Consider the following 23,971-nt stretch of genomic DNA (forward strand, 5'->3'; position numbering starts at 1 on the left):
AAGCATGCCCCTGGGCAGAAAGACACAAGAATTGTCATCCTGAACTTGATTCAGGATCCAGAAAACGGAAACTTAAGTGCAAGTATTTGTGGGCGGCAGATGTCCACATCTGCCCCAGCTTGTAGATAACGCTCTCTTCCATCTTTATAACCAGTTCTTGTCAATCGGCAATAATCCTGGTCGGTTATCCAGCCAATCCCCAGCGCTGGTATATTTATAATCCTCTGGATTGGACACCAGACCGGCTTTAATCGGATTGTTATGAATATAATTCAACTTAGTGCGCATCTGCTCTTCCGATATGATTATAACGTCATCGAACCTTGGTTTCCATAAAGAAAATCGCCCTCGCTGGATTAAAGGGCTTTTTTCCTCAACCGTCATCACTTCCTTAATTCGCTTGGCACTTAGAATCTTGAATCCCTGTACAAATTGGGACAAATGCTCAATTTTAGGCAGCGTCATTAAGAGATGCAGATGCGTCGGCATCAAGACATAGCCAATTAAACCGGCAGTATGATATCTAAGGGTTTCCTCGAGTTGAACAATCATGGCCATGGCGAAGCGCTCGTCTGCGAAAATCGGTTTCCATCTAACAACCGTCATGGTCACGAACCCGGCAGCCCGCCCGGTGATCTTTAGTCTCCTGCGCACCACCATGCTTTTAGATTATATAATAATCTTGCTTTTGCAAGAGTTATGGCCAAGCTCGAAATCAGCCCACGGGCAGATGTGGACATCTGCCGCGCACAATTAGGATTCTTTTACTTCTTTTGGCGCAAACCCCAATTTTTCACGCACCGCCACTGTTATCCGCTGGGCGATATCGGGATTTTCCTCGATAAAATGCTTGACCGCTTCACGACCCTGTCCCAGACGGTCACTGCCGTAACTGTACCAAGCCCCCGATTTCTCAACAATTTCATGATTGGTGGCCAAATCCAAAAGCTCGCCCGATTGCGAAATCCCCTTGCCGTAGGTAATATCAAATTCGGTCTCGCGGAACGGCGGGGCCACTTTGTTTTTCACCACCCGCACCCGGGTGCGGTTCCCCACGACCACCTCGTTCTCCTTTATCGAGGCGATCTTGCGGATATCAAGACGAATGGTGGCGTAAAATTTCAAGGCGTTGCCGCCGGTGGTGGTCTCGGGATTGCCGAACATGACGCCGATTTTCATCCTTATCTGGTTAATAAAAATGACCGCCGTTTTCGATTTGGAGATGATTGCGGTCAGCTTCCGGAGCGCCTGCGACATCAGCCGCGCCTGAAGCCCCATATGCTGGTCGCCCATTTCTCCTTCTATCTCAGCCCGCGGCACCAGCGCCGCCACCGAGTCGATGACTATAATATCTATGGCACTGGAACGAACCAATGTCTCGGTAATATCGAGCGCCTGTTCGCCGGTGTCGGGCTGGGAGATAAGAAGATTGTCAACATCCACCCCCAGCGCCTTGGCGTAGGCGGCATCAAGAGCATGCTCGGCATCAATAAAAGCGGCGATTCCGCCCAGTTTCTGCGCCTCCGAAATAAAATGCAGCGCCAGCGTCGTTTTGCCGGAGCTTTCCGGGCCGTAAACCTCGGTCACCCGTCCGCGGGGAATACCCCCCACACCGAGCGCAAAATCAAGCCCGAGCGAGCCGGTCGGGATAACCTCAATCGCCTGCACGGCACTATCGCCCAGCCGCATAATCGACCCTTTGCCGAAAGATTTTTCAATCTGGTGAAGAGCGCTATCTAAAGCTTTTTTCCGGTCAGGTAGCGTAATGGACATTTTGACCTCATCTATTAGAGAATTAATTACTTTCCCATCTGCTTGAAATTCAATCTTATGCCAATCTAAGCGGGTTCAGCAGATTTGAATATCACATTTTGATTAATTTATGATAAAAAAGGCCGGTGTCAAATGCTGGCAGTAAAAATGATAATCATTCACTTTATATTGAAATTTCCATGAAAAACCGAAAAACAGCTTAGCTTTTCAGGTTTGCTTCCAGAAGGCGGCTGTAGATCGGTCCCTGAGGGGTGAGAATGGATTTGAATAAGACCAGTTTGTCCAATCGGAAAGGCTTAGCGGCAACCTGATAATTCCTTATATATCCGGCCAGGTCATCAAGACCATAACTCTCTTTTACCCGCCCCAGGGTCAGGTGCGGCTTGAACTTTTTGTCTTCGGGCGGAAATCCGAGCCGCCGCATTTCCTCTTCCATTTCCCCGGCGATAGAATCCAGAAGCTCGATGCCGCCGCTCAGCCCGGCCCAAAAGACCCGGGGTCGTTTCAGGTCGGGAAAGGCACCGAGACTATTAATAACGCTCTCGACCACCCGGTACTGGGAGGCCACCCGATGAATTGCTTCTTTAATTGCGGGCAATTTGTCGTCATCAGTCTCTCCCAAAAATCTCACCGTCATATGAATATTTTTCGGCGCGACCCATTTGATTCTTCCCCCGCCACCTTTCTGCTTAAGAATGAAAATGATCCTGCCCAATTCCTCCTCAATTTCCCTCGGCAATGGTAAAGCAATAAAGAGTCGCATCACTCAATCCCCATAATAGTCTTTCGCAATAGTTCCAGCGCGGCATAGACCGAGCGGCCGCGGTTGCTCTCGCGGCTTCGGCCGAAAGAAAATTTCCGCGACCGGATACCGCGGGCCGATGCCACCGCAATAAATACGGTGCCGATCGGTTTATCCGCAGTGCCGCCATCAGGCCCCGCGATACCAGTGACCGAAACGCCAAAATCCACCCCGGCCCGTTCCCTGATACCGGACGCCATCGCTTCGGCGGTTTCTTTCGAAGCGGCGCCGAATTCGACCAGAGTTTTCTCAGAAACACCGAGAAGCTCTATTTTGGAGCGATTGGAATAGGTCACCACGCCCCGCTCGAAATATTCCGATGATCCCGGCACTGAGGTTATGTGCCCGGCCAGAAGGCCTGCCGTACATGATTCAGCCACGGCCAGAGTCTGCTTCTTTTCCTTGAGTAATCGTCCAATGACACTTTCGAGAGTATCTTCACCCTCGCCGTAGATATAGTTACCGATAGTGGCGCGCAGTTGGCCGGCCAGATTCTCGGCGGAGGTGTCGGCCATCTCTCTGGTCGAACCGAATGAAACGATGCGAAGATCCACCCCGCTGTATGATGGCAGGTAGGCCAGATGAATGTTCTCGGGAAGCTTGAGTGCGGGAAGAATTTTCTCGGCCAGGGCCGATTCGATAATACCGGTGGTACGAAGTTTTATCACGCGGATAAATCCCGGCCGTACCCGCGCCTCCAGAAATGGTATCAACTGCTCGGGAACCATAATCTCGACTTCGTTGGGTACCCCCGGCAACGAGGCGAAAATCTTTCCTCCCTCAACAATTACAATTCCGACCGCCGAGCCGACCCGGTTGGGAAGATATACCGCCCCCTGGGGAAGCAGCGCCTGATTCTGGTTTATCGAAGGCATCTTAATCCCACGGGCTTCATATCGCTTTCTGATATCCTCAAGCACGTCCTCCTGAAAGACCAGATTCCGCTTGAAGACTCTGACAATCGCTTTCTTGGTGATATCATCATCGGTCGGCCCCAAGCCGCCGGTAGCGATAACGATATCGGCCCGTTTCAGCGCCTGCGAGATTACCTCCTCCATTCGTTTCAAGTCATCACCGACCGCGGTCTTGTAGGTTACCCAGAGACCTATTTCAGCCAATCTTCCTGCGATATAGGCGGAGTTGGTGTCGATCGTATGGCCGGAAATAATCTCATCGCCTATAATAACCAGTTCCACATCCATATTTCCTCCGCCGAGAAATTTCCCTTATTTGGTTACGAAATGACCGACATATATCAAAAGCTGAGTTAGAAGGTTGGCCTGGATTCCGGCGACAACATCATCAGCGGTAACGCCCCAGCCGCGCGGCAGTCTTTCGGCCACATTGGCCGGGAAAAATTTGACCGCGTCAAGCGCTCTGAACGCCAGGAAAGCCAGAATATAATTCGTCAGCGAATATGGTATCATAATCAAAGAAATCATCATCCCGGCCCATTCATCAATCACAATTTTCTTTGCATCATGCCCCAGAAGCGGCTCGGCTTTGCCGGCCAGAAAAACGGAAATTATAATAAATGCCACTGAAAAAATAATAATCAGGTCGGGATTCCGTCCCAGCATGAAATAGGCAAGCAGCCAGGCCGGAATTGTACCTGTGGTACCCGGCACGATCGGGCTATAGCCGGTGAAAAGACCCGAGGCGAAGAACTTTATGAGAAAGGCTCTTTTCATCGCAGCAAATTCTTTATCATGGAGTAATATTTCACGCTATAATCAAAGCCGGTGTAGAGCGTGATCAGGGTGGTGGCGCCGAGGACGATATCATAAACCAGTTGGCGGTTGAAATTCAGGAGCAATCGCGCCGGATTACTTGAACTCACGAATACCGTATCAATTGTGACCATGAGAAGGATGAAAGTGATGGCGCTCATCTGCAGGACCGTTTTGGCTTTGGCCCAGGTGGAGGGAGCAATTACCGCCCCTTTATAGGCGGCCAGCGAGCGAATGCCGGTAACATAGAATTCCCGCCCGACAATCAGCACCACCATCCAGGCGCGGGCATATCCGAGACCGACCAGCGCGATAAGGGCTGAAGTCACCAGAATCTTATCGGCCAGTGGGTCCATGAATTTCCCAAATCCGGTCACAATGCCGTATTTGCGGGCATAGTGGCCGTCAAAAAGGTCGGTCAGGGCCGCAAAGATATAGACCGCAAAGCCAAAGATGCGCCAGTATGGATTCTGAAGATTGAAAAATATCATAAAAAGGGGTGAGAGAATGATCCGCAGAAGGGTTAATTTGTTGGGCATATTCATATTAAGAAAGGAATGTACGGACTCAAATTATGGCTGTCAATTACAAATAATAGAGTGAAAAAAACCATCAACAATGGCCACAAAATACTTGACAAAACCATGGAATATTATTATAATTATACTTGATACAAGGAGTTACCCTCAAAACCCACTTGAAGGCAACAGAATCGTTACTTCGCTAAGGGATTGATTTAACATTACCAGTTCTCAAACCTCAAGGAGGATGCTATGTTTGTCCGCCCTAACCCTTCGCGGTACGGTTTACTTATTGTCATTTTTGGCCTCGCCATGTCCATGCTGGCGCTGGCCGGGCTGTCCCGCGCAGAAACAATCCCGTTCAGAATTGAAATCGGCAAGGCTTATGAAATCATGCCCGGCGATACCGCCCGGGTCAATGTCATCAAAACGGGAGGAGATCAGGATATCCATGGATACGATTTATTCATCGGATATGATCTCAATATCCTGACTTTTGTCGAGGTTGTCCCCGGGGTGCTTTATGATATTCCCGGTCCATACGAATGGGAGTATTTCAGCTACCGCAATGGTGTCCCCAGTTGTCCCGATACCATCTGCCCCTCGGGCGTGATTCGGGCGGTCAGTCTTTCGGATATGCTCAACGGGTCGCATCACCCGGTTCTGGAGAATATTATCGACGGGACAATCCTGTTTACCATGAAGTTTCTTGTTCCCAGCGATCCGGCTCTCAACTGCACCAAATTTCCGCTCCGCTTTTTCTGGCATGACTGCGGTGACAATGGAATCAGTTATCCCGATAGCGGTTTTGAAAGATTTTCTGTCTCCAACATCATTACCGATTTGCAGGGGATCAATATTACCGATTCATTAGTAGATTTTCCTACCTTGTACGGTGCACCGGAAACCTGTATTGTAACTTCCGCGCCTCATCCGGCGAAAAGATTCACAGACTTTGTCAACGGCGGAGTGAGTGTTTACTGCCCTAATCCGCCATCGGAGGGAGATATCAACCTCAATGGACTTGCCTATGAGGTTGGCGATGGCGTGCTTTTCGCCGATTATTTCCTGAAGGGTCAGTCGGTATTCACCATTGACCTTGAGGCTCAGATCGCCGCCACCGATATCAAGACAGATCAAATTCCGTTAACTCTGGAAGATTATGTTTATCTCCTGCGGGTCATCAACGGCGTCCTTCCTCCCTGGTATTCCGGCCCGCCGCCGATGACTACCGAGAAATTCAACGGTCTGCTTTCCATCACCGAGACCGATTCCTCACTCATTATCCGCACCGATTTCGATGATTCGGTTTCGGCCATGCAAATCTGTTTCTACGCCCCGGGATTGAGCGGTTACAGAATAAAATTCTTCTCTGATATCGACAGTACGCTGGTGGCCGGAAATCTTACCGATGACTCGCTCAAAATACTTATTGCCGACTCGCTTGAAACTGCCCATGCCACGGTGCTGGATACCGGTATTCTCAATGTTCTGGAACTGGTTTATACCGGCCCGAAGCCGGTCTTTGTTCATGCTTCTGCCGCCGGTTTCTGGGCCCAGCATGTTAATCTCATCGTAGCCGCCCTGCCGAATAACCCGCCGGTTTTTGTCAACCCGCCGGAGGAACTGAGAAACGACTTCTCTGGCGGATTCCATTATATTTTCACGGCGCAGGACCAGAACACCCCGCCTGACTTGATTGAATATCATATTGTCTCGGGCCCGGGGGAGATAAATCCTCTTACCGGCAAGTGGTTCTATTACCCACTCTGTCTTGATAGCGGGACAACGCTGATGCTTGAGTTATGCGCTTCCGATATTGCCCACCCCTGCCCTCAGCCGGATAGCAATCTTCATGCTTTTGTCCGGATTGTAGTCGATTCCGCGCCGCCGTTGCTTGGCGATGTCGACAGCAGCGGGGTGCTTAATATCGCCGATGTTACATATGATATCAACTTCATTTATAAGAATGGACCGGCTCCTCTGCCGGTGCCGGAGGTAGCCGATGTCAACAGTGACGGCCTGATCAATATCCGGGATATCACCTATATGATCAATTACCTCTATAAAAACGGGGCGGCGCCGAGATGTCCATCCGAGAATCCCCCCATGGGTTATCTGACCGGGCACAGCGACTGCAAAGCGCCCGGCCCGGCCAAAGCGCTCGCCGATTCATTGAACGAGGACTGCCTGACCTATCAATATGACGGATTTGGCACTCTCATTCTCAAGCATATCAACGCCCTCTTTAATTGCTGTCCGCTGTTTATTGCCAATGTCTATATTCAGGGGAATGAGATAATTGTCGAGGAATTTGATTCGCTTGACAACGGCGGCTGTGATTGTGTCTGCCCGTTCGATATGGACTACCGGATCGATAATCTTCCGGCGGGGCAATATACGATACGGGTAATTGAGCCGTATGTGCCGCAGGGCGATCCGGTTCTGGAGTTTCCCATTGATTTGAATCTGAATCCGGTCGGGTATTATTGTGTGGATCGTCCCTGGTTGCCGTGGGTGGCCGGGAAGTAATCCGAATATATTTAGCGACTTCGGGCGGGAGATTATTGCTCCCGCCCTTTTTGTTTGAATTGTCGAAATTTCGAAGCTTGGCGTTAAATCTAAATTTTTCAGCAAATCCCTTGACATCCGGTTCTTCTATATATAGCTTATTTGAAGATTTTTCTTGACATTACTGAGGATCAGCGCAATTCGCATCACGTACAGCCTATTGGTCAGTCAAGAATATTTATCTGACATTGATAGACATCTTCGTGTAACGCGGTGATTTCCAATCGTGAGATTGCCGCGGAACTCATCCTTTCCTTCAAGAAGGAGGTGATGACAAGCATAGTAAATACTTAAAATAAGAGAGGACTCCAACATAATGAAATCATAGGAGGAGAAATGCGTACCAAATGGAAAAGGCTCGGAATGGTTTACATGGTTCTAATGCTTGTGCTGGCAAGCTCACCCGACTTGTCGGCACAGAATCCGGCAAGCCCTGTCCCTAATGGCGATGTAACCATCCATCTTAATGGGGGTGCTGATGTCGCCTATATCGGCGACACAAACACAATTGAATTCTGGATAAGAAATGATGCCAAAATAATGGCCATGTCGATTGCCTTTGAATTCACAATCGGGAGGAGCTATTACTTTGATCCAACGCACGGGCCTAAGGGATATGTCAGGCCGGTCGGAGACGCCGTCGACGCTTTCGACATGGGCGGGCATCAGGAAAACAAACGAATAGATAATGTGACCCCTGACAGCGTGTTGTTTGGAGGAGTCGCTCAGTTTAACGGATTGCCTGTCCATATGACTCTTGCACTCTGCTATACCATGAAGCTCTTTATCCCGCCCGGCCAAAATCCCCTCCCCGACGGCTTATGCATCGATAATATATTTTCCCCTCCCGCCGGACAGTGGACCTTTGTCGAGGAAGACCAATCCACTTATCCGCCCACATATCAAGGCAATCCCAATGCCAGTTCGAGTAACCCCGATGCCCCGCCGGTCTGCTTCGACATCGTAAACCTCCCCAGCGTTTCATTCTGCCAAATCGATTTTGTTCTTGATGGTTCTACATATGCCAATTCCGATTGGGGAAAAGCAATCTTGACCCATGATGGTTTCGACGATGTCCGATATTTCAACTTGAATGTCGACGGGATATGGTCACTGCAGAATATTCCGATAGTGAGTGTAGAACAAGACGTAGTACAGTCGATAGCTTTTGTATTCGACCTCGGAGTCCCGGCAGGAACCGACATCACCAGCATTCAATACGGGTATTCGCTAACCGCGACCGCATTGAGCACAAAACCGCCGATCAGCGGCACTGCCGCTGTTACGGACTGTCCAGAAATATGCTACAGCGGCATAAGCGGAGTCCCCGTCCCCTTACCCGGTCCGGCCGGCCCAATCATACTGGGACCCATTTTCCTGCCGCCGGTTGTTAATCCGGTACATCCCAATTTCCCCAATCAGGAGGCCGGGCTGATGGAATGCGTTCCAACCGCTGTCTCCAATAGCCTTAAATTCCTGAAGGAGAAATATAACCTGGACATTAAAGACGACGATATTTCAATCGACAGCCTGAAGAGGGGCTGTGGATTTATTCCCGGCTGGGGATGCGATGCAGACGAGTGGTGGAAAGATAAGAAAGCATACTTGGAAGAAAAGAAGATTCCTATTACCACCAGAAAAGAAACCGATATATCCAAACTAAAGGAGGAGCTTGAAAAGGGTCAGGACGTCGAATTGGAGGGCGAATGGCATTGCGCCGCTATCGTGGGGATAATCAGGTTGGCCGACGGCAGATATGTAATCCTGGTTGCTCATGATAAACAACAAGGGCATGGTGGCGGCATGGTGGTTGAACCGGTCGTTTATGACCCTACAACGGGAAAGTTAAGCGGCAGCCCCGGCTTCTTCGATGGTTCATCTTTACTCTACGGCGTTGTGGAATGTCCCAAAACTGAGGAGACCCCGGGTACTAATAGAGACAATACTAATAAGTATAACGGCGGTAATCCTGAAGGTTCCCCCTGGCACGAATTATATCCGGCTTACTGTCGAAATTGGACCCTCGACAAATGGCATGACAATGGCGACAGCACGCTCAGCTACTGCGACACCGTGGAATTTACTGATGACCAGACTCATGCGAGGTCTATCGAACATATCGAGGAGGTCACCACGACCATCACCGTCACCCAATACAATCCGCCGACCAGTGATACAATCTACGCCGACTTCTGGTATGGCAATCCCGACATGGGTCCGATAATACCCGAGCCCGGAGATCTATGGCACGAAGTCTACCCGGTTTATTCGCGGCTGTATCGTCTGGAATGGTGGGATGATAATGGCTCCGGGAAACTTGATTCCTGTGATTATCTGACATTTAAGAGGATCAATCCGCTGGACTCCACCACTCTATATTGCTGGCATGTGGAAAAGGTGGAGGTGGATATAATTTCCACGCCGCTTTCGTGCTGTGATATGCCGGGTGACGCCAATAATGATGGGCTTATCAACATCAGGGATATTACCTATCTAATCAACTACCTGTACAGGAGTGGCCCCCTGCCACCATGTGCGGCTGAGGGCGATGCTAATGGCGACGGAGTTGTTAACATTCGCGATATCACGTATCTGATTAACTATCTCTATAGACAAGGACCGGCGCCTGTTTGCCCATAATATTAAGATGGAATCACATCTCGCAAGAGGGGTCTGAATAAACAGACCCCTCCGGCGAATTGGCACTAAAGAATGGTTGGAATCGGCTGCAGAGAATTCTAGTGAAACCTGAGAAAACGCGCAGCCGGACTTAGCTGCTTTTGACCTATGCGGTGTCGGGAGTCTCCCGATGCCGCATTATTTTTCCTGAGGTTCGAATGGAGACAAAAAACGGGCAGGAAAGGGTTCCTGCCCGCGTTCGTTTCAGGCATACTGCCTGCGTGGATTCCTGACAAATCGCCTGCGAAATTTAGTCAAGAAGAGATATCTGTCCCTTCCTACTTGCTTTGCGGCTGCTCTTTCTCGCTCAGCATCTCGTCAATACGCGCCGATTTGCCGGTCAATTTGCGCATATAATAAAGCTTACTCTTGCGAACTTTCCCCTGCCGGATCCGCTCAATCTTGGAAACATTGGGGGAATGCAATGGAAATATTCTCTCTACCCCGATTCCGGAGGACATCTTGCGAACCGTGAACGTCTCGCCCATGCCGCCGCCGCGGCGGCTGATAACCGTCCCCTGAAAAACCTGCACCCGCTCTTTATCGCCCTCCTTGATTTTCACATGCACCTTGACCGTATCTCCCGATTTGAAAGTCGGGACATGCTCTTTCATCGAAAGCTTGTCGAGTTGCGCTATCTGTTTCATAAATTTATCCTCTCGTTAAATATTATCTTCACCTTTTTTCAATTTATCCAAATATTTTAATTCTTCTTTATCCAATTCCTCATCCTGCAGAAGCTCCGGGCGGTTGCGGAATGTTTTCCTGATCGATTCCAACCGGCGATGCTTCTTTATCAGGGCATGGTTTCCCTCCAGAAGCGGGGCCGGGACTTTCAATCCCATAAACTCCTCGGGGCGGGTATAGACCGGAGCGCCCAGAAGTTTTTCGGTGTGCGAATCCGCCAAGGCCGACTCAAAATTACCCAGCACCCCCGGTATCAGCCGGGCCACCGCATCGAGTATCACCGCCGCGGCCGCCTCACCTCCGGTCATCACATAGTCGCCAACCGAGATTTCCTCGATTTCGAACAGCGTCAGTATGCGCTCATCCACCCCCAGATAATGGCCGCAGATAATTGTCACCCGCTCCAGAAGCGAGTATTGTACCGCTCTTTCCTGCGAGAACAGTTTCCCCGCCGCCGAAGTCAATATCAGGCGTTCGGTGGGGGCAGTGGCCGAGCCATATCCCAATGATTTCAGACAGTTGTAAAGCGGCTCGATTTTCATCACCATGCCACCCCCGCCGCCGAACGGTTTGTCATCGGCGGTCTGGTGACGGTCGGTCGTGAAATCCCGCAGGTTGATTATTCTGATGTCAAAGAGCTTCTTTTCCAAACCTTTTCCCAATATCGACTGGGTTATCACCGAGTCGAAATAAGCCGGGAAAAGGGTAATTATTTCAATTTTCATCCGGTTCAAGACCGCCGGTTTCAAGCCGGCAAATCAAATATCCCCTCCGGAGGGTCAATTACTATCAGTTTCTTCTCTATATCAATTTCTTTCAAGAACTGCTTCACCAGCGGCAGCGAATATCTTTTCCCTTCGGCCGATTGTATCGCCAGAAGGTCTTGGCCGGGGAACTCCTCGATATCGGTTACCCGACCCAGCTCAAGGCCGGCAGTATCCACAACCCGGCAGCCGATCAGGTCGAAATGATAGTAATGTCCTTCCGGAAGTATTCCCAGAGCCTGACTTCCTACATACAAGTACTGATTTGTGAGAAGTCGTGCCTGCTCGGGGCTATCTATTCCCTTCAATTTTGCTACCAGCCGACCGGAGATCTCCTCGACCGAACATCCCTCCAGCTCTTTCCAGCCGCCGGCGGTTTCCATCCAGAGCGGTTCTTTGTTCTTGAACCTTTCCGGATTGTTTGTCAGAGGATTTATATATATCTCTCCGGTCACGCCGCGAGGCCGTCCAAACCGGCCGACGACGATATATTCCGGTTTATCTGTCAACTATTCCAAAATCTCCAGGACAGCTCTTTTCCCCTTTTTGGCGGAAATGGCGGAAATCAGGATCCGAATCGATTTCGCCGTCTGTCCATGTTTGCCGATAACCTTACCCAAATCACCCGCGCCCACGCGCAGCTCATAAACGGTAGTTCGCTCACCTTGCACTTCAGTCAGGTTAACCTCATTGGGATTATCAACCAGCGCTTTCACAATAGTCTCGATGAATTCTTTCACCGCAGTCTCCTTTTGAAGAAATCAGTTTCTGGTTTGCTTAACTATCAGGCAATTAGGGGAAAGCAACCTATGCTTCAGCCTTGGTTTCCTTAGCTTCTTTGGTTTTTTTGCGCTTCTTTATCCGCTCGGTGATGGTTTCGGCCACTATCATGGTGGAAACATCACCACCCTTTTTCAGGGTCTCATATTTTTTGAGAAAACCGACCTGCTTGAGCAGGGTCATGACCGTATCCGAGGGAAGCGCTCCCTGGTTGAGCCAGTAGGTCATCTTATCCTCAAAGATTTTCACCCGGGCCGGTCTTTCAATGGGGTTATAGTAACCCAGAATTTCCACAAAGCGTCCATCTCGGGGCATGCGTGAATCGGTTGCCACAAAGCGGTAAGTAGGTCTTTTCTTTGCGCCCAAGCGTCTTAATCTGATCCGTGCGGCCAATTTCATTACCTCCAACAGTTAGAGAATCATTTGGAAAGGGAAGGCGCCTTTCGGCAAACCTTTTAATTTAAATTTACTTACGTTTTTAATCATCTTCTGCATGGCAACAAATTGCTTCAGAAGAAGGTTGATATCCTGCACCGAATTGCCGGAACCTTTGGCAATCCTCACTTTGCGGGAACCATCGATAATCCCCGGATTCTGCCGTTCCTGAATGGTCATCGACTGAATCATCGCCTCCACCCGGGCCATCCCCTTTTCATCTATCTGTATCCCCTTGAGAGCTTTCCCCATCCCGGGGATCATTCCCATGATGGACTCCAGCGGCCCCATTTTCTTGATTTGCTGCATCTGATCGTAAAAATCCTCGAGGGTGAACGCATTTTTCTTGAGCTTTTCCTGAAATTTGGCCGCCTCGTTGAGGTCGACCGATTCCTGCGCCTTTTCGACCAGACCGACAATATCCCCCATACCGAGAATCCGGGAGGCCATCCGGTCGGGGTGGAATGGCTCGATATCGGCCAGCTTCTCTCCGGTCGAAATCACTTTAATCGGGCAGCCGGTGACAGCTCTAATCGAGATCGCCGCGCCACCGCGGGCATCGCCATCCAGCTTGGTGAGCGCCACGCCGGTTAGTTTCAGCCGCTGATGGAATTTCTCGGCCAGATTGACCGCATCCTGCCCGGTCATCGAGTCGGCCACCAGAAGCAATTCATCAGGGGCGACTTTCGCCTTTATCTGCTCCAGCTCCACCATCAGCTCTTCATCGATATGGAGCCGGCCGGCGGTATCTATAATCATCAAATCGAAGAAATTTTTCTCGGCATATTTTTTGGCTTCATAACAAATTGTCGGCGGCTTTTCATTGGCCAACTGGAAAACCTCCACGCCAATCGAGTCGCCGAGGACTTGCAATTGCTTAATGGCGGCCGGGCGGTAAATATCGGCGGCCACCAGAAGAACCTTCTTGTTTTTCCGCTTAGTCTGAAGACCCAGTTTGCCCGCCAGAGTGGTCTTACCGGAACCCTGAAGGCCGCAAAGCATGTAAATAGTCGGGGCCTTATCGACCGGTGCCAGGGCTTCCGCTTTCTCACCCAGCAGTTTGACCAGCTCATCGTGGACAACCTTTACGACCTGCTGCCCCGGCTCGATCGATTTGAGGACCTTCTCGCCGATGGCCGAATCCTCAACCGTCTTAATAAAATCTTTTACAACCTTATAATTGACATCGGCTTCGAGCAGCGCCCGCCGAATCTCGCGCAGTGAATCCCGGATATTCTTCTCGGTCAGCTTTCCGGCGCCGCGAAGGTTGCGGAAAATGTCGTCAAATTTGTCTATCAGTTCGCCAAACATAATTTCTCAATAGCTCAAAAATCCCAAAAGGCAAAAATTCCCTTTTGAGGAATCTTATAAATATATACAAATGCCCCCGAATGGCAAGCCTTTTCTAAGTCTTCATCTTTCGGATAAATTCCCCGTAGTCCGGCGCTTTAAAAAAAGAGGACCCGGTCACCAGAATATCGGCGCCGGCAGCGGCCAGCCGGGCGGCATTATCCAAGCCGATCCCACCGTCAACCATAATCTCAAAATTTAGCCCCTTTTCTTTCCTGAACCCGGCGGCTGCGGATATTTTGTCATAGACATTATCAATAAATTTCTGCCCAGCAAAACCGGGATTAACCGACATCAGAAGTAGAAGGTCAATTTCACTTAAGAAAGGGAAAACCAGTTCAATTTTGGTCGGGGGATTAAGGCTCAATCCGGGTTTGCATCCCGCTTTCCTTACGGCCGAAATTATCTTCCTCACCCGTTCCACATTAACAACTTTGTCTGTCACATACACCCATCGTCCGGGCCCCAAATCCTGTCTGATACCTTCGATTTCAAGGTGAAATGTGATATATTCCACGCCAATTTTGGCAAATGAACCGATATAGTATTCCGGGTCGGTCACCATCAGATGCGCATCATGCGGCAGAGTTGAGACCGCTTTCGACATAGCCGCAATCGCCTCACCAAGGGAGAGATTGGGAACAAAGTGGCCATCCATGATATCCAGATGAATCATATCGGCGCCGGCCGTTTCGGCGGCTTTGATTTCCTCGCCGAGACGAGCGAAATCGGCGGCCAGAATGGAAGGGGCTATTTTTGTCATAACGTCATCCGAATACAAAATTGCTCGATTTTTCGAACTAATCTGTCGTCGAAACTACCAAGTCTATTTCTTCCCCCGGCTGCAATTCGGTCGATGCTTCCACCGATTGCTCCATTACTGTTTCAGGGAGATAGTTATTGTCGTGAACATGCTTGACCAGACCAATTTTCAGACCGGCCTCCTCAATCATTCTCTGGGCCTCCTCCAGTTGACGACCAATCAGGTTCGGCATCAGAATTCCCGCCACCAAGCGCCCACGGTTGACCATCAGGTTTACCACCGATCCGCTCGGTATTTCCGTGCCGGTCGCCGGGTAGGCGAAAACAACAACATTTTCCGGAAGCGAATCGGAGAATGTCCAGGCAATATCACCCAAAAGAAGTCCCGTCGCTTCGATATAAAGCTGGGCCTGTCTGACGGAGAACCCAGCCAGAGCCGGCACCCGGACCATTTTCTGCCCTATTGAAGTCGATACCTTCACAATTCGACCGGACTTGACTTTGGTCCCGACCGGTGGATACTGCGAGACAACCACTCCCTCCGGTATCCCCGGACGGTACTCCCGGGAGGTTACTTCCATCCCCAATCCCTCTTCATTCAAAATCTTTCTGGCCGCTTCCTCGCTTTTGTCGTTGACATCGGGGAGTGCAAACTCGGAACCGTGGCGGGTCGTGATCGGCATCACAATCCGGTCGAAGAGGATATATACCAGGAGAAGGCTGACCAGCGGGATGGCCATATAATAAATGAGAATCCGTCCCCATATTTCTTTAGGTACCAGCCGTTCCCAGAAAGGCTTCTTAGGTCTCTGGCTTTTGGGTCTCGGTGTAAATTCCATATCACCACATTATACCGCCGAAACAGGCGGAATTATTTATCATTTTTTGCCGCAATTACTTTCTTCATGCGGGCGGCAAAAGCACCGGAAAGGTCGGGTTTGTTGGGATAGATTTTCAGGAAACCGCGTTCCGAAACCACCTCATTATCAAAATACTCCCCGGCTGATTCCAGTTCAAAGTCTCTCCGGCGCACTAGAAATTCCTCCACCACCTGATCATTCTCTTTCCGAATGATAGTACAGGTGGAATAAATCAGGATCCCCCCCGGCTTGACCAGTTTGGCCGCCTTATCAATCATCATGCTCTGCACTTTGAACAGTTTCTCCACATCCCCAGGCTCTTTGGTCCAACGCAGGTCGCTGTGCTTGCCGGCGTTGCCCCACCCGGTACAAGGCGCATCGAGAATCACGCGGTCAAACGGTTCCGTCTGAAATTCCAGTATATCGGCCACGACCGGATTGACAATCTTGATTCCCAGACGGAGGCAGTTTTGCATCATCATTTCCAGACGGGGCCGGGAACGATCAACCGCCGTTACCATTCCCTTATTGCGCATCTTGATCGCAGCATAAGTGGTCTTACCGCCCGGCGCCGCGGCCATATCGAGCACGTGCATACCCATCTTGGGATTCATCAAACGGACTGCCATTCCGGCTGACTCATCCTGAATATAGACTTTACCGCTCTTGACCAGCTCATTTTCCAACGGAAAACCGCCGTTGTCGAGATGAATGAACTCTGGGAGATATTTCCCCGCATGATATTTGATGTCTTCTTTATCCAGCAGCCGGCTCACTTCTTCCGGCTTGGCCTTAAGAAGATTAACCCGGTAAGTAATCTGGGGAGGACGATTCATGCCGCTGAGAAGCTTTTCGGTTTGCTCCAGCTTGAATTCCTCGAGACAATAGGCGACAAACCAGTCCGGATAGGAGTAATAGTTGGCCAGATAATTGACCGGGTCCTCGTCCTTGTTTCGGAAAAAAATTTTCTCCGGATTACGCACCGCGGCACGCAAGACAGCGTTGACTACTCTGGCCCTCGAGGAATCACAGAAATAATGCGCCAGATTGACCGCCTCGGAGACCGCCGCCGCCGGTGGAATTTTATCCGTGAAAAAAATCTGGAAAAATCCGAGGCGAAGAATATCAATCAATTTGCGGGGCATTTTTTCGGAGGGTTTGGCCAGAAAAAATCGCATGTCATGATCGAGACGCCGTTTCAATTTGACTGTTCCGTTGACCAGCTGCCGCAGAAATCTGATATCCAGAGGAGAAAGATTCTTCTCCGGGATGACCCCGGCTATCGCCTCTTCGGTCGTATGCTTGCCGGCCTCTACCAGACCGATCGCCTCCACCGCCAGCGCCCGAACCGGATCAATCTTATGTTCTTTATCAGCCATTAATCAAAATTCCATTGGCGAAATTCTTGCCCCATCAGGATTGATATAGAGCAAATCCCGACGGTGAATAATCAGGGCGGGAACGGTTTTCTCGTCGCCCAACCCCGCCGCCAGAATGACCTCTTGCGGACGCACGTACCCCGCCGAACCAACACCCAGTTCCATCACCACCACCGCCTTTTCCGGCGCAAGGGTGCTTTCCTCCAGATAAGAAAGCTCATAAATGGCCGGGCGAATATTCACAACTTTGATTTCATCTTTGGCGGTACGATTTACTTCAACCTTCTCTTGAGACAGTAGATAAGCTAATTTATCACGGCAATCAATACTTTTATCTATAACAACCTCATATACGGCCCGGTTGAGCTTGCTGGATAAAGACTCCTTACCGCCGATAACCGGCCTGGCCATAACCAGAAAATACCCCTGCGGGAGTGACTCGCTGAGCCGACCGGCCATAGGAGGATAAAACGGCCTCTCCAGCGACAGGTCGAAATATTCCGCATCCGAGGTGAATCCGAGCGGCAAGGGCGGGCCATACGATACTTTCATGTGCGGGTGATATCCCTGGGAATATTCAATCGGCAGTCCCGACCGGCGGATTGCCCGCTCCATGACGCGAAGATTATCGAGATGGGAAAGGAATCGGGTCAGTCCTTTTCTTCCCCAGCGCACCCGCACCTGCCCTTTGGTGGGGGCGACCCCCGCTTTCTGAACCCCCTTCTTGCGGGAGCGGCCAAAACCGCTTTCTTCTTCATCGCCATTCTCAATGGCCGGTATGGGCGCCGTCGATCCTTTGGTTGACTCCCGAAGAAGGGTTGAGGTGCGGTTTCTTTCGTGGATGAGATGCTCCACTGAAATATCAAGCTCGATATGCGACCAGGGCAGAATTTCGGAAAAGGGTTTTTCTTTCAAGTAGTCATGGGGATTGAGATTATTTTTCTCGAAAGCTCTCTGCCAGAGCCCAAAATCAAATCCCTCGCTCCAGCCGTCGAAACGGGCGCCGTCATGGAAAGCCGTTTCTACCACCGAGGCCATCTCCTGTCCGCCGCGCCCCAGAACACCCTCCAGAAAAGATAGCTCCTGGTCACGCAGCTTTATGTTCACAAAGGAACTGCCGGCATTCCTCCGAATATATTCACTCTTCTGCCGCACATCATCCGGCGCCGGCTGCCGGTCCCACTGGAACGGCGTGTGTGATTTCGGGGAAAAAGGTGAAATGGTCACATTGATGGCATTTTTCCCCTTAATCTCGCGGGCTATCCGACTGACCTGCTGGATCATCTGCACGATCCCCTTTATATCGTCATCCGTTTCGGTCGGCAACCCGACCATGAAATACAACTTAACCAGATTCCAGCCGTTTCCAAAAGCGAGACGAATAGTATCGTACAGTTCCTTGTCGGTAATATCTTTTCGTATCAACGCCCGCAGCCGCTCGGTGCCCGCCTCGGGGGCAAAGGTGAGACCGGTCTTGCGGGTCAACTTTATAGCCGTTATTAATTCCGGGGTCAGAGTGCCGGGGCGGAGTGAGGGAAGCGATAAGGCCACCTTTTTCCCCAGCAGTTCGCGCGATAATTGGGCGGTCAGAGGAAGGATATCGGGATAATCACTTGATGAGAGCGATAGCAGTGTCACCTCATCAAAGCCGCTGCGTTCGATCTGGCGGTGCACCTGCGCAATAATTTCTTCTTTGGAACGCAAACGCAATGGGCGATAGATGGCGGTGGCCTGGCAGAAACGGCAGCCGCGGGGGCAGCCGCGCATGATTTCCACCGCCAGACGGTCATGCACCGTCTCTACAAATGGCACCAGCGGCTGAGCAGGATAATAATCTTCCTTGAGCTGTTTGAGACGGTGGCTCCGGATCTTGGCCGGGGCAAAATCTACTAAAGGTTTATGGGTTATCGGGTCGTAGAAGCGCGGAACATATACTCCCGAAATCTCACGGGCTATTCTCTCGAGCTTATCTACACGGGACAGATTCCTATTATCACTGATTATTTCCAGCAACCTGATGATATTATCCTCGGCATCACCGATGTAAAATAAATCAATGAAAGGTGCGGTCGGCTCGGGATTGTGCACCACCGGACCGCCGGCAATTATCAGCGGATGATCCTCCCCGCGGTCGGCCGCCCGGAGCGGTATCCCCGAAAGATCGAGAATGTTGAGCAGATTGGTATAAACCATCTCATAGGCCAGCGTAAAACCGACCAGGTCAAATTGCGCCAGCGGCCGGAAGGATTCCAGGCTGAAATATGGAATTTTCTCACGGCGGAGAATCGCCTCGGCATCTATATCGGGGGCATAAAACCGCTCGCAGAGGAAGCGGTCGTCGGAATTGATAATATTATATAAAATCTGTGTCCCCAGATAAGACATCCCAATTTCGTACATATCGGGATAGCCAATCGCCACTTTCAGCCGATTTTCCGGGGGCTTGACAATCTGCCCCAATTCGCCACCGGTGTACCGCCCGGGTTTAATGACGAAGGGCAAGAGTTTTTCTTCTAGAAGTTGCCGCATTTGCGCTAAGATACAAAAAAACCCGCTTTTTTCAAGCGGGTTTTAATGATAAACCTTATTCAATCAACCATATACTTCAGAATGGTTACATTTACAGACGCCGACATTGGTGCTTTTGAACCTCCAACCGTTCTCCGAACGCTCTGCTTTCACATACTTGACAAAATTCATCGGCTGTTCGCAGACCGGGCAGAGAGTAAGGTGTTTCTTTTTCGAGGCTTTATCGGCGAAACTCTGTTTCTTTGCCATGGTTTATTATCTCCTCTATCTCAATTCGACCATTTTCCAGTTCAAAAATATCTTCTTTGACCGCCAGAAGCAGCTCGGTCGTTTCCTTTAATATACGAAAATCGGCCGATTCCGCAAACTGATTTTCGGCGCTCCGAAAAAAACCTGAAGCTGAGGCATAATCCTGCTTTTTCAGCGCCAGAAGCGCCCGCATATAGGCCTTTTCCGCATTAGACAACATCTTTTACCCCGAATTTGTTCTTCTCAATCTCTTTCAATCGTCTGACAAACGGCCCCACCTTATATCCGTTGATTTTGAGATAATAGATTACCGACCCCGCCAGATGCATAAACATCCGGTCCTCTTTGGCTTCCGCCGACTTGAGAATATCATCAAGAATCGATATCAGATGGGCGCTCCCTTTCTGCTCAAATTCGAGATGTTCGCTCTCCTGTTTCAGAAGCGCCACAAATTTCTCGGCAATATTTTGCTCCGCACCCTCCCCTTTGATTTTCAGCACCAGCTTTCTCTTGGGAACCACTCCTTTTTCGCGCCAGCGCTCAATTTCATCGGATAGTTTCTTAGTTTCCGGGTCGGAACTGTCCAAACCGCTTTTTATCTCGCTTAGAATATTGGCAATAGTCGAGACTTCATCTTCTTTCAAGCGCCCTCCATCTACAACCCGGCCGTAGCGGGCAAACCAGTTACCGAGTTGATTGTTGATAAACCGTCCCTTGAACGAATCCCTGGCGATATCATCAAGAGTGTCAATCCCGCGGAACGCCTCAATCTGCTCGGTCTCGGTCTACACCACCACGGCCAGAAACCGCTCCAGAACCGATTCAAGCTTTTTCAATGTCTCCAGGCGTGTCAAGGCTAGCTCTTCCCTGCTTTAAATCTCGTCCGAATCTTTAAGAACCGTCTCGATGTTGTTTCTCAGGACCTGCACTGTGGTGCGCTCATTGGGTGCCGCTTTTTTCTTACCGGCAATGTATTCCTCGAGGAGGCCCGCGACTCGGTCAACCATGGCGGCCAAACGATCCGCTTCCGCCTCTTTCTTTCCGCCGACCGTTACCAGTCCGGCCAGTTTCAGCGCGCCTAACTTGCGAAGCGCATCCTGACGCGGCATTTTCGACAGATCCGAAATCTCGCCGGCAGTCCGGCGGCCGTTAACCAGGGCCAAAAGGTTCCATTCATCGGCCTGAAGCGAGACATTGGTATGTTTTTCCGGCGGCGCCGAAGCGATTGCCAGAACGGCATTTATATCCGGAAGCGTCTCTTTGACATGATTTTGTTCATCCAGACGGCGCATCCCCTCCAGAATGGCGTTTTCAACCGAAATATTGACCGTTATTTCCTCTTCGGTGGGATATTGATTCTCATAAAACTTAAACGACCCGCTCTCCCATGAGAGAAGCGAAAAAATCAGTTCTTCGACCTGCGTTTTGACCACCTGCTCAAGATCCTGGCGCTTGATATATCCTTTTTCTATAAGAATCCGCCCCAGACGTTTGGAGCTTTCGGTTCTGGCCTGAACATTGACCGCATCATTGAGCTGTTCGGCGCTGATTTTCCCCTTTTCGCGGAGAAGCTCCCCCAGATGATAGGTCTGGCGCGGCCCATAGCCGTAGACAATCTGACCCTGTTTGAAATAGACCATGACGATATCATCGTCTTTCTGAATTCCGAGGGTGCCGGTTTTGCGGCTGTTGGCGATAAGTTGGAATATCTCGGGCAATGTAAAGCGGCCGATTTTACCCTGTAAATCCTGGTCCATTGGTTCTCCAAATTAAGGTTTGGCTATGAATATAAACGGCGGCGCGTTTTTGTCAATGAGTTAATTTTTTATGGCCGGGAAGTTCGGCAGGCGGACGAAAACATGAAATTGCTGTCATTTAGTTCAATAAAAAGGCGCTCACATCGAAACAAAAAGATGAAAGATTGGAATAGGCGACCAAATTGTCGCCTATTCCGTAATCTGCTATCAATTAATAGCTTCAACTTCTACCAACCGCAGGGGGCCGCACCGCCCAAATACAGGAATTTAATCAAATGGGTTATATCCTGAATATTGGTCTGCCCGTTGCAGTTGATGTCTCCCGCCTCGGGCGGAATGGGGCTGGGTCCCCCGCGATAGAGGAAATCGATCAGGTAAGTAATATCACGAATATTCGCAATATCATCACCGCTGACATCACCCGGAATATAGGTAACCGCCGTTACAGCAAAAGCGTGGGAATATTCCGTCCAATCGGCACCGTCAAAAGTTCGCACCCGCCAATAGTACACTATGTCCGGGCTAAGCGGAGCGGAGGAAATGTATTTCGGGGAAACCAGCCCGCCGACATCGATAATCGGGGCGCGAAAATCATAATAGCGGTCGAGCTGGATTTGGTACCGGTAACCGGGTTGCGGATTGGCGATCAAGCCGGTCCAGTCAAAACTGGGTCTCCCGGCCGCCATGGTCTGGCCGTTGGCCGGCTGTATCGAAGAGGTCGGTTCGACTTTGTAGTAGAAAACGAGACTGTCGGAAGCGCTGCCCGGCACATCATAGTCCTTAAACAGCGTCGCCTTAATATTGCCGATATTGATATCACCGGAGAATTTGGATCCGGCCGGTGCATTCGGTTTCTTCCTGAAGACCAGTTTGTATTCTCCGTTCTGGAGGTTATAGTCAATCGACTGCTGATCAATCAGATTGTCCTGGTTGGCATCGAGGCGACAGAAAGCGGCACCGGCGACAGTCGTGAAATCTCGGGAGAGACGGAAATTATCCGGGTTGGTGATAGCAACCGAGGCATTGGAATAAACGGTGGTAATCATACGATTATCGAGAATCGGCCGGTCGGGAAGTTGATTCATGAAAAGCTTGATACTATCCTCACCAGTAGAACCAGAGACAAAATCGGGGTTACCGTCGCGGTCGATGTCTCCCGGCGCCAGTGCCACCGCATAAGGTTCGGTAGTGAAAGAGACTTGAAGGGAGTTGCTAAAATATCCCTGGCCGTCTCCCAGAAAGAAGACCATCTCTCTGTTAGTCGGATCCATGACAATCAGGTCAAGGTTATTGTCGCGGTTGACATCGGTAATCGCCATCCCCCAGGCATAACCATATATACTCAACGTATCCATGTGAATCACGCCACCGGCGCCATCGCCATACCCAATCGTCACATAAGCCAGGCTGCTCGGGATCATCGCCGTGATGAAAGCAAAATCCTCGTTGCCGTCGTGGTTGAAATCGGCGAACGGCTCGGTAATCGAGACGGCCGCAGTAAAATTCCCCAGATTGAAAGAATAAGACTGAGTGAAATTGGTGTTGCCGTCATTCAAAAAAATTCCTGCCAGGCCGGCCCAATCGATGCCGATAATGTCATCGATGCCATCACCGTTAAAATCACTGACATAGACCGTCTGCGCGGGAATGCGCCCCTCATATATGGTCGGAAAATTTCCATTTCCGTCACCGAGATAGATATTTCCGGAAGCGGCTATATCAAGATATTGGTCGCTATTGAAATAACCGGTAGCGATACCCTGCAGGTTACTGTAGGGTTGAGATATTGAATCGACTGCAAAATTGCGGCTACCATCATTGACAGCTACCATGATATCATACACAAAATTGGTGGCAATATCGGGAAGAGTGTCGCCGTTGATATAGCCGATGGTAAAAGTCGTCCCCTCAAATCCATAGACCACCGGCGTTTCAAAATGACCATCCGGCATCCCATACATAATTCTTATATTAGCGTTGATATCGCCGACAAAGATTATATCCATATTTCCATCACGGTCGATATCGGCAGTCTGCACACCAAAAATACTGCCGGGATGTGTTTTGACGATTTCGAAATAAAGGCTGTCGGCCGGGTTAAGAGCCAGCGCGATTCCGGTCGGAACCGAAAGCCAGAGCAATAAGAAAATCACCGACAATCCTATCGCCATTTGAGGGGAAGCAACTTTCCTCATGACTCCCTCCGTTTCTAAAAGTGTTAACGACCTATTATACAGGTACACGTAATAGTAGCTATGGTCTTGATTTCAATATCTAAATATCTATCAAAATTACATTTTTGTCAAGGGAATTAATGGCCTGAGGCCATTTAGACCATCAATT

At 50.1% G+C, this 23,971-nt stretch carries 21 protein-coding genes and 1 pseudogene; 2 read left to right on the plus strand and 20 right to left on the minus strand.

The annotated features are described in order from the left end of the window. Positions 1-144: 144 nt before the first annotated feature. The 6 genes from NT002_13410 to pgsA all read right to left on the minus strand — a co-directional run bounded on the left by NT002_13410 (position 145) and on the right by pgsA (position 4,844). Positions 145-606 carry a transposase gene (locus NT002_13410; protein ID MCX6830257.1) on the minus strand — a complete coding sequence of 154 codons (462 nt, stop codon included), beginning with the start codon at positions 604-606 and terminating at the stop codon, positions 145-147. Between the two features lie 147 nt (positions 607-753). Next, complete coding sequence (gene recA / locus NT002_13415; protein MCX6830258.1) at positions 754-1,773, minus strand: recombinase RecA; 1,020 nt, start codon at positions 1,771-1,773, stop codon at positions 754-756. Positions 1,774-1,972: 199 nt separating this feature from the next. Next, positions 1,973-2,536, minus strand: coding sequence for an RNA 2',3'-cyclic phosphodiesterase (gene thpR, locus NT002_13420; GenBank protein MCX6830259.1), 564 nt, complete (start codon positions 2,534-2,536; stop codon positions 1,973-1,975). Then, on the minus strand, positions 2,536-3,777 hold the full coding sequence (locus tag NT002_13425; GenBank protein ID MCX6830260.1) for a competence/damage-inducible protein A: 1,242 nt from the start codon (positions 3,775-3,777) through the stop codon (positions 2,536-2,538). Before NT002_13425 ends, thpR begins: the two co-directional genes overlap by 1 nt. 24 nt (positions 3,778-3,801) lie before the next feature. Continuing rightward, on the minus strand, positions 3,802-4,266 hold the full coding sequence (locus tag NT002_13430; GenBank protein ID MCX6830261.1) for a phosphatidylglycerophosphatase A: 465 nt from the start codon (positions 4,264-4,266) through the stop codon (positions 3,802-3,804). Further along, positions 4,263-4,844, minus strand: a complete 582-nt coding sequence (gene pgsA, locus NT002_13435; protein MCX6830262.1) for a CDP-diacylglycerol--glycerol-3-phosphate 3-phosphatidyltransferase — start codon at positions 4,842-4,844, stop codon at positions 4,263-4,265. Before pgsA ends, NT002_13430 begins: the two co-directional genes overlap by 4 nt. A gap of 234 nt (positions 4,845-5,078) precedes the next feature. Between pgsA and NT002_13440 the strand changes: the two genes are divergently transcribed. Together NT002_13440 and NT002_13445 are read left to right on the plus strand one after the other, a co-directional pair. Then, positions 5,079-7,358, plus strand: coding sequence for a dockerin type I domain-containing protein (locus NT002_13440; protein MCX6830263.1), 2,280 nt, complete (start codon positions 5,079-5,081; stop codon positions 7,356-7,358). 375 nt (positions 7,359-7,733) lie between these two features. After that, positions 7,734-10,037: a dockerin type I repeat-containing protein gene (locus NT002_13445; protein MCX6830264.1), complete on the plus strand. Its 2,304-nt coding sequence runs from the start codon at positions 7,734-7,736 to the stop codon at positions 10,035-10,037. A gap of 317 nt (positions 10,038-10,354) precedes the next feature. Here NT002_13445 and rplS read toward each other — a convergent pair whose 3' ends face one another. The 14 genes and pseudogenes from rplS to NT002_13515 form a co-directional block, all read right to left on the minus strand. After that, positions 10,355-10,723: a 50S ribosomal protein L19 gene (gene rplS, locus NT002_13450; GenBank protein ID MCX6830265.1), complete on the minus strand. Its 369-nt coding sequence runs from the start codon at positions 10,721-10,723 to the stop codon at positions 10,355-10,357. Between the two features lie 15 nt (positions 10,724-10,738). Continuing rightward, on the minus strand, positions 10,739-11,488 hold the full coding sequence (gene trmD, locus NT002_13455) for a tRNA (guanosine(37)-N1)-methyltransferase TrmD (protein ID MCX6830266.1): 750 nt from the start codon (positions 11,486-11,488) through the stop codon (positions 10,739-10,741). Positions 11,489-11,508: 20 nt separating this feature from the next. Then, the gene (gene rimM / locus NT002_13460; GenBank protein MCX6830267.1) at positions 11,509-12,036 is read right to left on the minus strand and encodes a ribosome maturation factor RimM; all 528 of its coding nucleotides are present in this window, start codon (positions 12,034-12,036) and stop codon (positions 11,509-11,511) included. Beyond that, complete coding sequence (locus tag NT002_13465; protein MCX6830268.1) at positions 12,037-12,267, minus strand: KH domain-containing protein; 231 nt, start codon at positions 12,265-12,267, stop codon at positions 12,037-12,039. A gap of 184 nt (positions 12,268-12,451) precedes the next feature. Next, a pseudogene (gene rpsP / locus NT002_13470) lies at positions 12,452-12,700 on the minus strand (30S ribosomal protein S16). An 18-nt stretch (positions 12,701-12,718) separates the two neighbouring features. Continuing rightward, complete coding sequence (gene ffh, locus NT002_13475) at positions 12,719-14,053, minus strand: signal recognition particle protein (GenBank protein ID MCX6830269.1); 1,335 nt, start codon at positions 14,051-14,053, stop codon at positions 12,719-12,721. 94 nt (positions 14,054-14,147) lie between these two features. Next, a complete protein-coding gene (locus tag NT002_13480; GenBank protein ID MCX6830270.1) occupies positions 14,148-14,855 on the minus strand; it encodes a ribulose-phosphate 3-epimerase in 708 nt (235 codons plus the stop codon). 37 nt (positions 14,856-14,892) lie between these two features. Beyond that, positions 14,893-15,693: a PASTA domain-containing protein gene (locus NT002_13485; protein ID MCX6830271.1), complete on the minus strand. Its 801-nt coding sequence runs from the start codon at positions 15,691-15,693 to the stop codon at positions 14,893-14,895. Between the two features lie 32 nt (positions 15,694-15,725). Then, on the minus strand, positions 15,726-17,093 hold the full coding sequence (gene rsmB, locus NT002_13490; protein MCX6830272.1) for a 16S rRNA (cytosine(967)-C(5))-methyltransferase RsmB: 1,368 nt from the start codon (positions 17,091-17,093) through the stop codon (positions 15,726-15,728). A gap of 3 nt (positions 17,094-17,096) precedes the next feature. Continuing rightward, positions 17,097-19,595: a TIGR03960 family B12-binding radical SAM protein gene (locus NT002_13495; protein MCX6830273.1), complete on the minus strand. Its 2,499-nt coding sequence runs from the start codon at positions 19,593-19,595 to the stop codon at positions 17,097-17,099. A gap of 247 nt (positions 19,596-19,842) precedes the next feature. Further along, positions 19,843-20,091 (minus strand): hypothetical protein, encoded by a 249-nt coding sequence (locus tag NT002_13500; protein ID MCX6830274.1) that lies wholly within the window; start codon positions 20,089-20,091, stop codon positions 19,843-19,845. Further along, complete coding sequence (locus NT002_13505) at positions 20,081-20,515, minus strand: hypothetical protein (protein ID MCX6830275.1); 435 nt, start codon at positions 20,513-20,515, stop codon at positions 20,081-20,083. The genes NT002_13500 and NT002_13505 overlap by 11 nt, the downstream gene beginning before the upstream one ends. Positions 20,516-20,743: 228 nt before the next feature. After that, complete coding sequence (locus NT002_13510; GenBank protein ID MCX6830276.1) at positions 20,744-21,628, minus strand: DUF4388 domain-containing protein; 885 nt, start codon at positions 21,626-21,628, stop codon at positions 20,744-20,746. 227 nt (positions 21,629-21,855) lie between these two features. Then, positions 21,856-23,823 carry an FG-GAP-like repeat-containing protein gene (locus NT002_13515; protein ID MCX6830277.1) on the minus strand — a complete coding sequence of 656 codons (1,968 nt, stop codon included), beginning with the start codon at positions 23,821-23,823 and terminating at the stop codon, positions 21,856-21,858. Positions 23,824-23,971 lie beyond the last annotated feature (148 nt).

It is taken from the genome of Candidatus Zixiibacteriota bacterium, assembly GCA_026397505.1.
GTDB lineage: Bacteria > Zixibacteria > MSB-5A5 > GN15 > PGXB01 > JAPLUR01.